This is a genomic window from Streptomyces sp. NPDC048825 (genome assembly GCF_043198355.1).
GTDB lineage: Bacteria > Actinomycetota > Actinomycetes > Streptomycetales > Streptomycetaceae > Streptomyces > Streptomyces xiangluensis.
On record NZ_JBICUR010000022.1, the window covers coordinates 157,941 to 174,249 of the forward strand.

Genomic DNA, 16,309 nt, shown 5'->3' on the forward strand with positions numbered 1-16,309 from the left:
GGAAGCCCGGGACACCCGGGGAAGCCGGGAAACCGAGTGAAAGCACAACCAGTAGAACGACAACTGAAAGCACTGTCAAACACTTCACATCGGTTGGGCGTCGGTATAGAGTGAAGCTGTCCAGCGCGCTCGCCCCCACGTCACCCGGCAGGAGCCCATGAACCAGCAGGCCAGTGCCCTCGTGACCGCCGCCGACATCTCCCGGCTAGCCGGAGTCACCCGCGCCACGGTGAGCAACTGGCGTCGTCGGCATCCGGACTTCCCCGCCCCTGCGGGAGGCACGGACACCAGCCCCACCTACGACCTCGACGCCGTACGCGCCTGGCTCTCCGCCCGTGGCCAACTCCCCGAGGACACACCGGCGGACCGGCTTCGCACCGCGCTGCGCACCCACCCCGGCGACGGCGAACTGGCCCTGCACCTGCTCCCTGTGGTGCTCGCGGCTACCCGGCTGGACCGGAGACAGCGCGAAGCCCTTCCCGAACTGCGTGACGACGCACTGCTGCGATGGGTCCGGTCAGCTGCGGACGACGGAGCCCAGGACATCCCGGGAAGCGAGGAGGCCGCATACGCCCCCGAGGCAGCCGGGCCGCTGAGGGCCTTGTTGCAGTGCGTCGTCACGGATGGCGCCGAGGCTGCGACGGATGTCCTGGCCGAACGCCTGCTGGAGGACACGGGGGGCACCGGCACCTACCTCACGCCGCGACCCTTGGCCGACCTCATGGCCCGACTTCTGACCGACAGCACGGGCGACTTCCCCGCGAGCGTTCTGGACCCCGCGTGCGGCACCGGATCGCTACTCGCCGCGGCGGCATCCGCAGGGGCGACCGAACTGCACGGCCAGGACATCCTGGTCGCACAGGCCGCTCAGGCCGCCGTGCGACTCCGGCTGAGCACCCCCGAGGCGGCGATCTCCGTACGCACCGGGGACAGTCTGCGCTCCGACGCCTTCAAGGGCCTAACCACGGACGCCGTCCTGTGCAATCCTCCGTACGGAGTCCGTGACTGGGGGCACGAGGATCTGGCATACGACCAACGCTGGGCCTACGGCGTGCCGCCCAAGGGCGAGCCCGAACTTGCCTGGGTCCAGCACTCCCTGGCCCACCTCGCGCCCGGCGGCCGTGCCGTGCTCCTCATGCCGCCCGCCGTCGCGGAACGCACCGCCGGCCGGCGCATCCGGGCGCAGCTCGTACGTGACGGAGCCCTCCGCGCGGTCGTCTCGCTTCCCCAGGGCGCGGCCACTCCGCTCCACATCGGCCTGCACCTGTGGGTGCTCGAACGGCCCGATCCGCAGGCTGAAGCTCCGGGGACGGTTCTGCTCGTCGATGCCGCCGCTTCCGAGAACCGGGATCTCGACTGGGCCACCATCGACGACACCGTACTCTCGGCGTGGCGGCCGTACCTCGCCGACCAGGACGGCTTCACCGGAGCTCCGGGCATTGCCAGCGCTGTACCCATCACCGACCTCCTAAACGAGTCCGTGGACCTGACCCCGGCCCGCCACATCCGCACAGCTTCCCGGCAAACTCTGCACCCCGCCCTACTGGCCCAGAAGGCAACGAAGCTTTACGACCAACTCCACCAAGCCGCAAGGGACCTGACCGGCCTCAGCGCCGAAGGCGACTGGCCACCGGCCGACGCCCACCCCCGCGACTGGCGCACAGCGACGGTCGCAGATCTTCTGCGTGGCGGCGCTCTCAGTTTGCTTCGCACCGCGCCCGCAGGCCGCCGGACTCGTAGCGGCGAACCGCTACCGCAACCCGAACCAGAACTCGGCGGACGACCGACGCTCACGGCAACCGACGTCGTGAAGAACCGACCCGCCTCCGGAACGGAAGCGGACCTTCCCACCGGCGCCGCCCTCCCTTTGATCCAGGGAAGTGACGTGCTACTCACAGAGACGCTCCGCGTGGGGCGTAGCGCCGTGGCCCGGGTCGTCGAGCCGAGCGAGACAGGCTGCTTCCTCGGACCCCATCTGCTGCTCTTCCGCCCGGATCAACGTCGGCTCGACTCCTGGTTCCTGGCCGGCTTCCTCTCAGCGGAACAGAACGTCAACGCCGCAGCGACCGGCACATCGATCGTTCGAGTGGACCCTCGACGACTACGTGTCCCCTTGCTCCCACTCGCCGAACAGCAGCGCTACGGCGCCGCGTTCCGCCGCCTGCACGAGCTGCGTACCGCCGCCCGCCGTGCCGACCAGGCCGCCGGGGACGTCACACGTCTCCTCAGCACCGGACTCACCGGCGGCGCGCTGTTGCCGCACGGATCGGCGTGAAACCTGCGGCCCGGCACCGCGAAGGGCCAGACTTGACCTCTCCGTCCCTCGGGGACGGCGAAACTCCGGAAGGACAGCGTTGAACAGCAGTAAGCACACGGAACTGGCGAACCATGCGTGGTCGGTCGCCGACCTCCTGCGCGGCGACTACAAGCAGTCCGACTACGGCAAGGTGATCCTGCCGTTCACCGTGCTGCGGCGCCTGGAGTGTGTCCTCGCCCCGACCAAGGACAAGGTCCTGGAGGTCGCCGCCCGCTACGAGAACCAGGACATCAACCCCGACCGCTTCCTACGCAAGGCGTCCGGCCACAGCTTCTACAACACAAGCACCTACACGCTGAAGGCCATCGCAGGCGACGCCTCCCACGCGGCGAAGTACCTCAACGAGTACTACGGCGCCTTCTCCCCCAACGCGCGGGAGGTCCTGGAACGGTACGACTTCGCCCAGCAGATCAAGCGGCTGGACGCGGCGGACCTGCTGTACCAGGTGGTCGGGCGGTTCGCCGACCTCGACCTGCGGCCGGTGGAGAGGGACGCAGACGGCAATGTCGTGCTCGGCGAGGACGGCAAGCCGATCGAAATCGTCACCAACCACCAGATGGGCTACGTCTTCGAGGAGCTGATCCGGCGCTTCGCAGAGCAGTCCAACGAGACGGCCGGTGAGCACTTCACGCCCCGGGAAGTCATCCGGCTAATGGTCAATCTGCTCGTCGCACCGGACGGCGACGCGCTGGCCCTGCCGGGCACCGTCCGTACGGTCATGGACCCGGCCTGCGGCACCGGCGGCATGCTCAGCGCGGCCGAGGAGCGCATCACCGCTCTCAACCCGGACGCCACGGTCAAGGTCTTCGGTCAGGAACTCAACCCCGAGTCCTGGGCGATCTGCCGGTCGGACATGATGATCAAGGGTCAGGACCCGGAGAACATCAAGTTCGGCAACTCCTTCAGCGACGACGGCTTCAGCAGCGACGACTCCAGGGGGGGCAAGGACAAGCCCACTACCTTCGACTACCTGCTGGCCAACCCGCCGTTCGGCGTGGAGTGGAAGAAGGTCAAGGACACCGTCGAGGACGAACACGAACGCCTCGGTGAGAGCGGGCGCTTCGGAGCCGGCCTGCCACGCATCAACGACGGGTCGTTGCTCTTCCTCCAGCACATGATCTCGAAAATGAAGCCGGTGGACGCGTCGGGGGCGGGCGGCAGCCGCATCGCGATCGTCTTCAACGGCTCCCCGCTGTTCACGGGGGCGGCGGAGTCGGGTGAGTCCAGGATCCGGCAGTGGATCCTGGAGAAGGACTGGCTGGAGGGCATCGTCGCCCTCCCCGACCAGCTCTTCTACAACACCGGCATCTCCACGTACTTCTGGGTGCTCAGCAACCGCAAGGCCAGGGACCGGCGTGGCAAGGTCGTCCTGCTGGACGCGCGCGACTACTGGCGCAAGATGCGGAAGTCGCTCGGCGACAAGCGCAAGGAACTGGGCGAGCAGCACATCTCCGAGATCACGAGGCTCTACACGGAGGCGCTGGCGGTCGTCGACGCGGCGAAGAAGGGCGGCGGCCATGACCTGGCCGACCGGGCTGGGAAGATCAAGGTCTTCCGCAACCGGGACTTCGGGTACCACCGGATCACCGTCGAACGGCCGCTGAAGCTCCGCTTCGAGGTGACGGAGGAGACGCTGGCGGCGGTCACCGCGTCCAAGCCGATCGCACGGGCCACGGACGCGGAGGCCTTCGCGGAGGCGCTGCGCCCGCTGGTCGGCAAGTCATGGACGACGAAGTCCGATGCGTGGATCGACTTGAAGGATGCGGTCGTCGCGGCCGGCCTGCTGTGGCCGACGGGTGCGCCGTTCGGCAAGGCGCTACGGGAGGCGGTCGGCGTCCGCGACCCGGAGGGCGAGGTCCAGCGCATCAAGGGCGAGCCTGAGCCGGATCCGGAGATGCGGGACTACGAGAACGTGCCGCTGGAGGAGGACGTGAAGGAGTACCTGCGCCGCGAGGTTCTGCCGCATGTCCCGGACGCGTGGATCGACCACAGCAAGACGAAGATCGGGTACGAGATCCCGTTCACGCGGCATTTCTACGCGTACAAGCCACCACGGCCGCTGGCCGAGATCGACGCGGAGCTGAAGGCTCTGGAGAACGAGATCCAGGCGCTGCTGGGTGAGGTAACGGAATGACGTCAAGGGTCCTGCCTCTTCGCCGCTTGTTCAGGATCGTCAACGGGGGCACACCCACTCCCGATGCCGAGAACTGGGGGGGCAACATTCCTTGGGCCACACCGGCCGACTTCGGGGAGACATTCAGCCCCCTCAGAACGACTCGCCGGAGTCTTACCCGCAGAGGGGTGGATACCGGGTCGACCGTCGCGCCCAAGGGGGCCATCCTACTGTCGACACGCGCTCCTATCGGCTACGTCGCCATCAGCGAGGTGCCTATGGCCTTTAATCAGGGCTGCCGCGCTCTTGTACCCACAGCCGATGTAGATTCCCGCTTCTTCGGGTATCAACTAGAATCAGCAAAAGAAGGCCTTCAGGCGCAGGGACTTGGCACGACGTTTCTAGAACTTTCATCTAGCGCGCTTGCCCAGGTGCCAGTACTCGCACCGAGCCCAGAAGAACAGCGCCGCATCGCCGACTTTCTCGATGCCGAGACCGCTCGCATCGATGCAGTTGCCGCTAAGCGACGCCGGATGAAGAATCTGCTTGCGTTGAAGCGCAACAGGATCATCGACGCCGAACTCGGCTTTGACGGCAGGGCATCAGTACACGGATTGACGCCTCTAAAATACCTGACGGAGGAAATCACGGTCGGAATCGTCATTACACCAGCCAAGTGGTACGTGGAAAATGGTGGCGTACCTGCACTCAGGGGACTCAACGTGCAGCCAGGCGAGATCACTACCGAAGACCTGGTACACATCAGCGAAGAAGGTCATACGGAAAACCGGAAGTCACGACTGCGGGCTGGTGACGTCGTTGTAGTGCGGACTGGTCAAGCTGGCTCAACAGCAGTAGTCCCCGCTTCTCTGGACGGGGCCAATTGTATTGACCTGATCTTGGTTCGCCCCGGAGATAAGCTTTCACCGACGTTTCTAGAGTACGTACTGAACTCCGACTACGCGAGTGAACGCGTTTCCGAACACGCCGTCGGCAGCATTCAGTCACATTTCAACGTAGGCGCCATGAAGCAACTCCCTGTGCCATCACTCTCTCGCTCTCAACAAGATGCCGTCGTCAAATCTCTCGACAGGAAAGTCGGCACCATTGACCAACTACTGGGGAAGTTCAAGGCGCAGGAGGCACTGCTCGCCGAGCGCCGCCAAGCCCTGATCACCGCCGCCGTCACCGGTCAGATCGACGTCTCCACGGCCAGCGGACGTGGGATCGATGAATGATCGCGCCATGAATCCCGCCGCGCCTCCCCGCCCGATGCCGTTCATCACCCGTGTCCGAGTCGAAAACTACAAGTCCATCGCTCATTGCGACGTGGCTCTCGGCCGGTTCACCGCCCTGCTCGGACTGAACGCCGCAGGCAAGTCGAACTTCCTCGACGCCCTGCGCTTTGTCCGCGACGCGCTCGCGGATGGCCCGGACGAGGCCGTGGCTGTGCGCGGCGGGTGGAGGGAGGTGCTGCGTCGGGTCCCTGAACCTGCAACCTCCTGCACGATCGCTCTAGAGTTTCACCTGCCGGCGATCACACTTTGACAAGTTCTGCCGCGACATCACCTATCTGGTCACCGGAAAACGGGGGGAATAGCCGTTCATGTCCGTCCACGACGAAGCAGCATTCGGAAACGCCATAGTCGCCGCCCTGTTGGAGCGCGGTTGGCGCGAAGGAAGCCGGTCGCACTACCAACCCCAACTCGGTCTGGACACCGCCCAGCTCTTCGAGTTCATCGGCAAGACCCAAGCCGATGACTGGGCCGAACTGATCGCCCTCTACGGCGAGGATGCCAACGCCGCCCAGGCCGGGTTCGCTAAGCGCGTCGACCAGGCGATCGGAACCGACGGTGTGCTGGACGTACTCCGCAAGGGCGTGAAGGACCACGGAGTCCTGATCAGGCTCGCGTACTTCAAGCCGTCGCTCGTCGCATCGGACGCTGTCCTGGACGACTATCGGGCGAACCGGCTGACCTTCGTCAAGGAGTTGCAGTACGCGGCGAAGCAGGCGGACAAGGGCAACGAGCTGGACCTCACCCTGTTTCTCAACGGAATCCCGCTGGCGACCGCCGAGTTGAAGAACGCCCTCACACGGCAGGGGGCGGAGCACGCCAAGGAGCAGTACCGACTCAAGCGGGACCCCACTGAGCTGCTCTTCGCGCGCCGCGTCATCGCGAACTTCGCCGTGGACACGGACGTGGTCTACGTCGCGCCCGAACTACGCGGCAAGCTGACGCGGTTCCTACCGTTCAACACCGGATCGGAGGGCCCGGGGAAGCCCGGCGGTGCCGGGAATCCTGCGCCCACCGTCCCCGGGACGTACGCGACCTCGTACCTCTGGGAACAGATCTGGGAGCGGGACACCTGGCTGGACCTGATCGAGCGGTTCGTGCACCTCAGCAAGGAGAAGGGCCCGGACGGGCGGACGCGCAAGAAGCTGATCTTTCCCCGCTACCACCAGTGGGACATCGTCAAGAAGCTCGCCGGCCACGCGGCCCGTCACGGCGCCGGTCACAACTACCTCGGCATGGCCTCCGCCGGCTCCGGCAAGTCGAACACCATCGGGTGGCTGGCCCACCGCCTGTCGTCGCTGCATACGCCCACCGATCCAGCCGAGGTCGACCCCGATGCCCTGGCCGCCGGACTCAAGCCCGGCGCGCCCGTCTTCGACAAGGTCGTGATCATCACCGACCGCCGCAATCTCGACGCCCAGCTCCGCGAGACCGTGGGCAGTTTCGAGAAGACCGCCGGTCTGGTGGTGAAGATCGACGAGAAGCACGGCGCGAAGTCCGACCAGCTCGCCAAGGCACTGTCCCGCGAGACCGGGAAGATCATCACGGTCACGCTGCACACCTTCCCGGCCCTCATCGACTACCTGCGCCGCAACCCCACCGAGATCCAGGGCCACAACTTCGCGATCATCGTGGACGAGGCGCACTCCTCGCAGTCCGGCGACGCGGCCACGGCCGTACGCGCGGCGCTGCGTGACTTGGGCCTGGACTCGGACTCCGACGAAGCCGGGGCAACCGAGCTCGAAGCGGCGGCAGCCACCACCGAAGCCAGACTCATCCGCAAGGCCACCCAGCGCAGCAAGGCATCAAACCTGTCCTACTTCGCGTTCACGGCCACCCCTAAGGCCAAGACCCTCGAACTCTTCGGCACCCTGGACACCGTCAACGGCAAAGCGGCGTACGTCCCCTTCCACACATACTCGATGCGCCAGGCCATCGAGGAAGGCTTCATCCTCGACCCCCTGTGCACCTACGTCACTTACGACACGTACTGGAAGCTGGTGAACAAGAACCCGGCCGAGCGCGAGGTGGACCCGTCCAAGGCGAATCCCCTGCTCGCCCGGTATGCACTCACGCACGACTCCACCGTGTCACAGCAGGCGCAGGTGATCGTCGAGCATTTCCGCACGCACACCGCCGGCCGGCTCGGCGGGCGTGCCAAGGCCATGGTGGTGACGGCCTCCCGGCACAGCGCCGTGCAGATGGCCCGTGCCATCAGGAAGTACGTCGGCGACAACGCATACGCCGACCCCGGCGTCCTGGTCGCGTTCTCCGGCAGCCTGACGTACGACGGCGAGGAGACCACCGAGCCGAAGGAGAACGGCGGCCTCGCCGAGTCCGCGCTGCCAAAGGCGTTCGCGTACACACGCAAGGACGACAAGGCCGTGCGCACCGGCGGGACGGCGACTCAGCGCGAGTACCGCATCCTGGTCGTCGCCGAGAAGTACCAGACCGGCTTCGACCAGCCGCTGCTCACCACGATGTACGTGAACAAGAAGCTCGCGGGCATCAGCGCCGTCCAGACCCTCTCCCGTCTGAACCGCACGGCCGACCGCAAGTCGCAGGCGGACCTTGCCGTACTGGACTTCGTCAACGACGCCGAGGACATCAAGGAGTCCTTCCGCCCGTACTTCGAGGAGGCGAACACTCTTCCCTCCGACCCCAATCTCCTCTACACCGCGCAGAGCCAGGTCATGCAGCCCGACATTCTCGTCGAGGAGGAGATGCAGGAGTTCGCGGATGCCTATCTGGCGGCCGAGGAGAATGCGGCAGGCTCGGCGGCCCGCTGGGAGAAGCTCCACGCGGAGCTGTACCGGCATCTGGACCCCGCCGTCAATCGGTTCACCGAACTGCTGGACCGCAAGGACGAGGCGGGTGACCCCGAGGAGGAAGCCGCCGAGGCCGCCGAGCAGTTCCGCGCAGATCTCAACGACTACGTACGGAAGTACGGCTTCCTCTCGCAGATCGTGCCCTACCGCGACGCCGACCTCGAATGCCTCTACCTCTACGGCCGCCACCTGCTCAACCGCCTGCCGCGACGCGGAGACGGCGGCGTGGACATAGGAGACGTCGACCTCAGCCACCTGCGGATCCAGAAGACCGGCGAGCACGACCTCGCGCTGACCGCCGAGGGAGCGGCGGAGCTGCGCGGCTTCGGTGAAGGTGGGGGCGGTGCCAAGGAGCAGGAGAAGTCGCTGCTGTCGGAGCTGATCGAGAAGTTCAACGACAAGTTCGGCACCGACTTCACAGATCAGGACGTGATCACACCGTTCTCGGAGGCGAAGGCGGACCCGAAGGTCCGCGCCGCCGCCGTCAACGACGAGGAGAACTTCGGTCTCGTCTTCGACGAGGTCTTCGAGGACAAGATGGCCGAACACATCGACACCATCGCCGACATGGGACGGCAGTACTTCAGCCACGACGACAGCTTTAAGCAGTCGCTCAACCAGAGTGCGCGCCGGGCGGCCTGGCGGATGATCCGCCGGGAGGAGAACATCGACGACGAGGCGGCCTGACCCGCCTGGCCTTCCGGCCGACCACTCCGCCGGGTCAACCGCCCTGGTGGAAAGAGAGGCCCGCGACCACAGACGTCCCGCGCGTGGGGCGGGGCCGGACGGTCCATGCGGTGGCGAGGCTCTCGACGATAATCAGACCCCGGCCGCTTTCGGAGTCCGTGTCCGGGCGAGCCAGCTCGGGTTTGCCGCTACCCGGGTCGGAGACGGCGAGCCAGTAGTGTCCGTCGGCGGGCCACAGGACGAGTTCGATGAGGTCCTCATCCTCCCGGCACGCGCCGTGGCGGATGGCGTTGGTGACCAGCTCGGAGGTCAACAGGCCGAGGTCGTCGCCGAGCTGGGGGCGGAGGACGTGCGGCAGCGATTCGGCGACGGCGTGCCTGGCCCGCCGTACGGAGGCGGGATGGGCAGGGAAACGCCAGTGGGCAGGGACGAGGGGGATCTCGGGCATGGCGAACTCCACGACTGTGTGAGGTGTTTTGGGTCGCCGGTGGCCTACCGCCCTGGTCGCGGGCGCACCGGTCCCAGGGCGGACGGGCATGCTCGCGCGGTGCACTTCCGGCATTGCGGTGTGTAGCGTGCGCGATACTCACGGTAGGACATCGGGGGTACATGTGCTACCAAATCCCGAAGGTCCGTTGGAAGGAACTTCGCTTCGCGGCAAACTGAGCCGCACGCGACGAGAGGGAACGTATGCCGCCGAGGAGCAATCCGACCGCACGCCAGCAGCGTCTGGGCGCAGAGCTTCGCAAGCTACGGGAAGGGGCGGGACTGTCCACCGAACAGGCCGCCGTGCTGCTGGACACGAAGCGGACCGTAATCACCAGCACCGAGGCGGGACGCCACGGCGTCAGCCCGGAGCGTGTCCGGCGCATTGCCTTCCGGTATGAATGCACTGACCAGGCCCTGGTGGATGCACTGGTCGCCATGTGTGGCGACCGCACGATCGGCTGGTGGGAGGCGTATCGCGACCTCCTGCCCACGACATTCTTGGACATCGCCGAGTTGGAGTGGCACGCCCAGGGCTTGCGTGTCAGCACGATGACGCACATGCCGGGACAGTTGCAGACCGAGGCATACGCGCGCGCTCTCTTCCAGGCTGCCATCCCGCCGCTGCCCCCCCGAGGAGTTCGACGCAAGAGTCGCCCACCGCGTGCAAAGACACCAGGTCATCGACCGGCCAGGGGCTCCGGACTACGTGCTGATCATCCACGAAGCCGCCCTACGGATCGAAGTCGGTGGACGCGCGGTGCTACGAAACCAACTTGGTCACCTGATGGCAGCCGCAGACCGTGACAACGTCACAATCCAGGCCATCCCCTTCTCCGCGGGGGCGTTCCCCGGTTCGGGCCAGGCGATCCTGTACGCCCTCGGCCAGATGCCCCCGCTCGACACGGTGCAACTGGATCGCACGACGGCAGGAGAATTCCTTTATTCGGGCGCCCATTTGTGCAAGTACCGTCTGCAACTCGACGAGATGCAAAGGATCGCGCTCAAGCCTGAGGAGACCCTCGATCTCATGCACACCATTTCCCAGAGCCTTTAGGAGAGCTGGTCATGTCTGACATCAGCTGGGAAGCCCCCTTCTGCCAGGACGCGAGCAACTGCTTCCGCCTCGGCACCGACGCCGACGGCAACGGCTACATAGCCGTCAACGGCCAAGAGGATCGATACCTCACCGACTCCCTCGAAGCGCTGCGCACCCTCATCACCGACATCAAGGCCGGCAAGGCCGACCACCTGGTGTAACCCCTGCCGCGCGCCCCGCCAATAGGTACCGTGTACAGCAATCGACTGACGTGGCATCAGGACGACGGGGGCGCAACGCGTGTCACAGGCAAGGAGAATCGGCGAGCAGGGCCGCTATGAGCTGATCGAGGAGATCGAGTCCGGCGGCATGGGCACGGTCTGGCGGGGCTACGACGCCGTTCTCGACCGGGAGATCGCGGTCAAGCTCATCCGGCCCGACGTCGTCGCATCGCCCGCGCAGGCAGAGGAGTTCGCCCGCCGCTTCGAACGCGAAGCGCGCGTCACCGCTCGGATCGGGCATCACGGGGTGCCGCAGGTGTTCGACGCGGTACTCGACGAGGCGTCGTACGACCGGCTGTACCTGGTGATGGAGTACGTGCGCGGGATCTCCCTGCGCAGGGTGCTGGCAGGCGCGGAGGACGGGACGGCGGCGCTGCTCCCGGTGAGCTGGGGCGCGTCAATCGCGGCGCAGATCTGCACCGTCCTGTCGTACGCGCACGCCATCCCAGTCGTGCACCGCGATCTGAAGCCGGACAACGTCCTGATCGCCGCTGACGGCACGGTCAAGGTGCTGGATTTCGGCATCGCGAAGCTGCTGCGCACGGATGTCACCCGGCTCACGGCCACCAACAGCCGGATCGGCACCAGCCGTTACATGCCGCCCGAGCAGATCGACTGCGCGCAGATCACACCGCTGAGCGACCTCTACGCGCTTGGCTGCGTGCTGCACGAACTCCTCGCCGGAGAGCCGGTCTTCAGCGGCGACAACGACTACCAGCTCCTGCACCAGCACATGAACGTGTCGCCGAAGCCGTTGCGCACCCTGCGGCCCGAGGTGCCGGAGGACCTGGAGGCGCTGACCCTGGACCTGCTGGCCAAGGTGCCCGAGCAGCGTCCCGCCGACGCGTACGCGGTGTACGAGCGCCTGTCGCCGCACCTGCCGCAGCCGGGATCGGCAGCCGAACCCGTGGCCCTCACCCACGGCGGCTCCCCTTCTGCAGTACCCGACCCGACGGGGGTCTACCGGCAGCCGAACGCACCCCTCCGGCGGACCACGGCGCCAGCGCCCTCACCGGAGCCGACGGGTCCCGCGGCGGTCGCCGGGCGTGTCGACACCGCGCTGCGGGAGGCGATCCGGGACGCCTACGCCCGGTCCGCGGACCTTGCCGAGAGCGGGCGGTTTGCCCAGGCCGCGGACGTCCTCAAGGCGGCGATCGCCACGGCGGCCACCGCCCTCGGCGCACTCAACCCCCGTGTGCTCGGTCTGCGGCGGCAGCGAGCGGCGGTCCTCATGGCCGGCGAAGACTTCCGGCGTGCATTGCCGGAGTTCGATGCTCTGGCCGCCGTCTACGCCCGTACGGCGGGACCGGCCGATGAAAGCACGCTGGAATGCCGTCGGCACGCCGCCCACTGCCGGGCCAACCTAGGTCAGGCCACCGTCGCCCTGCGGGAGTTCCAGGAGGTCCTGGAAGTCGTGTCCGACGCGGCCGGGGACGCCTCCGAAACCGCTCTCGACCTGCGCCGCAGTATCGGTGTGCTCCTCTTCTCCGAGGGCCGCCGCACCGAGGCCGAGGGGGTCCTCGACGCCCTCCACGAGGACATGTGCGTCCTCCTCGGCGAGGACCATGAGGAGACCCGCGAGATCGCTGATCTCCTCGCCCGGCTGCGCGACCCGGAGGGACCACGCCCTTACTGACGTCCTGCCGGTGTGGGGCACACGCCGTCAGGCCTCGTCCTCAGCCTCGCCCTCTTCAATGTGGATGCGCTGAGCCAGATCCCACAGGCTCAGGTCATCCGACTGGAACCAGCGAGCCGTTCCCTGGTTGGCCACGGGTCGCTCGTCCCACTCGGCGTCCGCCCACATCTTCGACACCAGCCCGGACGGCGAGTACTGCTGCTCGTCGTACGCCCACAGGATCGGCTTGGTCCGGTGATTGACCCAGGTCGCCTGGCGTCGGCTTTCGTCTTCGGCGAGCCACTCTTCCATGGCGTCACGCTCGGGCTCGGTCTGAGCCACGTACCGAAGGGGGGATCCGTCCTTGATGACACGGCGGTCGACCAGGAGCGGCACGGTGTTCGGACGACGCGGCTTGCGCTCCTTCACGGGAGGTGCGGGAACGGCGACGCCATCGGCCAGGTCGCCGAGGACATGCTTCGCGAGCTCCCGGCACGTCTCCGCGGTCTGGAAGGCGGTCCTGATTTGGGGACGTGGCCCGTAACGAGTGACGATCTGGTGCGTCAGCCGACGCACCAGATCCGGTACGAGGGCGGGAATCTTCTCCAGGACCTCGCTGTCCCAGTCGAAGTCGGGGTCATCGATACTCGTGGCGCCGAGATGCTGAAAGAGCAGGTGGGTGACGAGAAAGCCACCATGCTCGGTGGTCGCAGCCTCGCGGCTGTTCTGACCACTGCCCAGTTCGTAGACCGCGCTCCGTGCCGCGCGCAGCGTGAGCACGGAGCGCCACACCTTCTGGGGAGAGGGCTCGCGTTTGAACAGCAGGGTGTGGCTGCCCTTGGGGCCCTGCTCCCAGAGGTTCTCCGTCGAACTGGCGGCCCGGGCGGCCTGTTCCGCATCCGGGTGCAGGCACGCGAGTGCGAGAGCGAGTTCGTCCAGTGAACAACCGGTCTCGGGCGCGGCGACCGGCTCGCCGCGCTTGATCACGTACTGCTTGCGCAGTTCGGCGCGCAGGTTGGCCTTGATCGCCTGGTGCACGGGTTCCAGCGCGATGTGATCGCGCTGCTCGATGGCGTTCTGCCGGTTCGCCGCCTGCGAGACCTGGACGCCGAATTCCCGGTCTTCATGCGTGTTGATGACCTTGATGCTCAGGGTGGCGTTGGCCGCGGCCTCACCGTCGTCGTGCATGGCCCTGGCGACAGCACGTACCGTCTGAGCGCCGTTGACGATGCTCGCCCCCGTCACGGTGAGAGTGGTCGGCTTGCTCTGCGGTGCCTTGGCGCTGTCGTTTTTCGCCGTGAGCGAGTCGCAGATCATGGTGATGCCGTTGTTCAGGTGCCAGAATCTTGTGGGATCGGACGTAAGGGTCTGACCGATCTCCGCATTGGTGACGGTGGTCCCGAGCGGGGCCCGGAGATTCTGCTCGAACAGGCCGGTACCGTGCGTCTCGTACCACTCGGCGACGCTCTCGGCGGAGACCGTGCCCTGATAGGCCTTGAGTGGTCCCTTCTGCTGGTACCAGTCGTCAAGGCGTACGTCCAGGCAGATCGGCTCCGGCCGGAGATCCGCGTGGATCTGGTTATGGAAGTCTGCGGCGTACAGCACTTCGACGCTCATGCGGGCGCCGTGCTTGTTGAACTCGTCGAGAGCGTTGTCGAGAACCTCGCGTGCGGGTGGAGAGGGCTCCACAGTGCCCATCAGCGCGATGACCAGAGTGGCTCTCTCGTTGACGATGAACGGCCTGGCCTCCAGGGCGAGCGCGCCGGCACGCTGGTTGAACTGGTCGTACAACTCGTTCTCAATACGGTTCAGGCCGTCCACCATCGCCTTGGCGGCGCCCACGTCGAAGGTCGCCGTGCCCTTGTCGCTCCACTTCGCTTGGACCAACAGAGCCTGCCCGCTCTCCGGCAGGGGGGCGATGGCGTCCATTCCCTGGTCCGCGATGCCGTCCGTGACGAACCGGGCCGCCTCGGCCACGCTGCATTTGGCCACACGTCGTACCGCGAGGGCTGCGAGGGCGCGGGAGAGGAAACGCTGTTCGTAGTTGTCGCCTCGGAAGTGGGCGATGTCGCTGTCGTCTATCACCCCGTCGAATGTCTCGTGCAGTTGCTCGCGCACCTGCGTGACCTGGCGAGGTGTGTCCGCCCCCGAGGTGGCCATGGATGGTTACCTTCCCACTGGTGGTGTCTTGTTGATGGCCTAGGCCCACGCCTCGGCCCCTGAGCCGTTGCCACGCTGCCGGAGGCTGAAGTCCACGACCACCAAAGCAACACCAGCCGTGTCGATCGTGGCCTCCACCCAGTCCAAGGCCACTTCGAAGGGCACCCCGGTCGCGCCGAACCAACCGTCGCGCACCAGCTGGGCGAAGTGGGTCGGTACCAGGTGGCGGGTGAGCGCGCCCACGGAAGGGCCTGGGAGACCGGGTTCAACCGCGGCCGAGATCGCTGCGGCGACCTGGTCGTAGGGGTAGATCGCACCGGAGCTCGTCCGGTGCAGAGCGGCGGTGAAGGGCTCCGGCTCATGAATGCGGAGAAAGAGAGGGTCGTCCAGCAAGCTGTAATCATCGGCGCTCGGCCGGTCGCGTCTCGGCAGGCGGTGAACACGGCTGTGGAACTCGTCCAGACTGTGCCGGGCGTCAGGCGAGAAGAGCCCGTGCGGGCCGGGACGCACGTAGCGCAGGATGACAAGCGTCCGAGTGTCGACGTGGTAGTAGTAGGCGTCGAGGGAGCCCTCCCGACCGTCCACCACCGACTGATCGGTTATCGAGGTGGCCTCGAAGTCATAGCTTCGGTTACCTCCGCGACTCGCGAACGCTTGGACGACGGTCTCACCGATGCCGCTGAACCTCGTCGCTGCCTGCCCGCGGATGTCGTCGAGCATCGGCTGAACCGGAGTCCCGACAAGCCCGCTGATAAAGGCTGCCTGGGCGGCTGTCCTGTCCCAGAGACGTACCTCCGAGAAGTCGCTCCGGCCCAACCCCGCTATCTTGGCGAAGAGCAGAAGAGCGTCACGCTCATCACGCCAGCGGAGTTCCCTCTCGCTCCAGCCTTCGGCGTCGTCGAGGAGAGGCATCAGCCTCTGGACTTCGGCCTCGACATCAGGGGAGATCCGCCGGAGATTGGCGAACACGGTGTCTGCGCCGACCGTGACAGGACCGCTTTCCGGTAACGACTTGGAGAGTGCGGTGTCCCGCTCGCCGCCGGCGCACCAGAGCCCTGAGACAGGCACCAGGCCTCGAAGGCTTCGCGCACGGGTGACGACGACCTTCCGGTCCCGGTCGGTCTCATGAGCAGGGCGCACAATACCCAGCCCCCAGATCCGCTCCGGTTGCTCCCCGCCACCTTCGTCACCCTGCTGGTCGGCAGGAGCAAGCAGGATCGCGAGGTGTGACTTGACCTCGGGCCAGTCACGGCAGGGTTGGGAGTAGGACCTTTCCTTGGTGTGGTCGGCATCGAGCAGACGAAGTAAGCCATTGTCAGGGCGCAGAATCGCCAGCCGAGGCGATCGCGCCGAAGACGGGAAATCTGCCCGCCTTGATTGTGCGAATGTCATCCACTCCCCCGTACCACCTGCCACCACACCGAGCCAGGCTCAAGGGGATGGTAGCGCGCCAGCTCCAGCTTCCGGCTTACACGTCCCCAGTTCTCG

10 protein-coding genes and 1 pseudogene are annotated in these 16,309 nt (G+C 66.5%); 8 read left to right on the top strand and 3 right to left on the bottom strand.

Annotated elements, in window-relative coordinates; all coding sequences use genetic code 11:
• The first annotated feature begins 157 nt into the window (after positions 1-157).
• The 5 genes from ACGFNK_RS38965 (at position 158) to ACGFNK_RS38985 (ending at position 9,240) form a co-directional block, all read left to right on the top strand.
• Positions 158-2,275 carry an N-6 DNA methylase gene (locus ACGFNK_RS38965; RefSeq protein ID WP_393423877.1) on the top strand — a complete coding sequence of 706 codons (2,118 nt, stop codon included), beginning with the start codon at positions 158-160 and terminating at the stop codon, positions 2,273-2,275.
• A 79-nt stretch (positions 2,276-2,354) separates the two neighbouring features.
• Entirely contained in the window at positions 2,355-4,451 is a 2,097-nt protein-coding gene (locus ACGFNK_RS38970; protein ID WP_393423880.1) for an N-6 DNA methylase, read from the top strand.
• Complete coding sequence (locus ACGFNK_RS38975; RefSeq protein ID WP_393423883.1) at positions 4,448-5,668, top strand: restriction endonuclease subunit S; 1,221 nt, start codon at positions 4,448-4,450, stop codon at positions 5,666-5,668. The genes ACGFNK_RS38970 and ACGFNK_RS38975 overlap by 4 nt, the downstream gene beginning before the upstream one ends.
• A 7-nt stretch (positions 5,669-5,675) precedes the next feature.
• Positions 5,676-5,978, top strand: a complete 303-nt coding sequence (locus ACGFNK_RS38980; protein ID WP_393423886.1) for an AAA family ATPase — start codon at positions 5,676-5,678, stop codon at positions 5,976-5,978.
• A gap of 58 nt (positions 5,979-6,036) precedes the next feature.
• Positions 6,037-9,240: a type I restriction endonuclease subunit R gene (locus tag ACGFNK_RS38985; RefSeq protein WP_393423889.1), complete on the top strand. Its 3,204-nt coding sequence runs from the start codon at positions 6,037-6,039 to the stop codon at positions 9,238-9,240.
• A 34-nt stretch (positions 9,241-9,274) separates the two neighbouring features.
• Here the strand turns inward: ACGFNK_RS38985 and ACGFNK_RS38990 are convergent, their stop codons facing one another.
• A complete protein-coding gene (locus tag ACGFNK_RS38990; RefSeq protein WP_393423892.1) occupies positions 9,275-9,688 on the bottom strand; it encodes an ATP-binding protein in 414 nt (137 codons plus the stop codon).
• 242 nt (positions 9,689-9,930) lie between these two features.
• Here ACGFNK_RS38990 and ACGFNK_RS38995 point away from each other — a divergent pair.
• The 3 genes and pseudogenes from ACGFNK_RS38995 (at position 9,931) to ACGFNK_RS39005 (ending at position 12,682) form a co-directional block, all read left to right on the top strand.
• Positions 9,931-10,783, top strand: a pseudogene (locus ACGFNK_RS38995) (helix-turn-helix domain-containing protein).
• Positions 10,784-10,794: 11 nt separating this feature from the next.
• Positions 10,795-10,986 (top strand): hypothetical protein, encoded by a 192-nt coding sequence (locus tag ACGFNK_RS39000; RefSeq protein WP_393423895.1) that lies wholly within the window; start codon positions 10,795-10,797, stop codon positions 10,984-10,986.
• Positions 10,987-11,065: 79 nt separating this feature from the next.
• A complete protein-coding gene (locus ACGFNK_RS39005) occupies positions 11,066-12,682 on the top strand; it encodes a protein kinase (protein ID WP_393423898.1) in 1,617 nt (538 codons plus the stop codon).
• Positions 12,683-12,709: 27 nt separating this feature from the next.
• On the opposite strand, the gene ACGFNK_RS39010 is transcribed toward ACGFNK_RS39005, so the two are convergent.
• Both ACGFNK_RS39010 and ACGFNK_RS39015 read right to left on the bottom strand, forming a co-directional pair.
• Positions 12,710-14,821: an AIPR family protein gene (locus ACGFNK_RS39010; RefSeq protein WP_393423901.1), complete on the bottom strand. Its 2,112-nt coding sequence runs from the start codon at positions 14,819-14,821 to the stop codon at positions 12,710-12,712.
• Between the two features lie 39 nt (positions 14,822-14,860).
• Positions 14,861-16,213: a hypothetical protein gene (locus ACGFNK_RS39015; RefSeq protein WP_393423904.1), complete on the bottom strand. Its 1,353-nt coding sequence runs from the start codon at positions 16,211-16,213 to the stop codon at positions 14,861-14,863.
• Positions 16,214-16,309 lie beyond the last annotated feature (96 nt).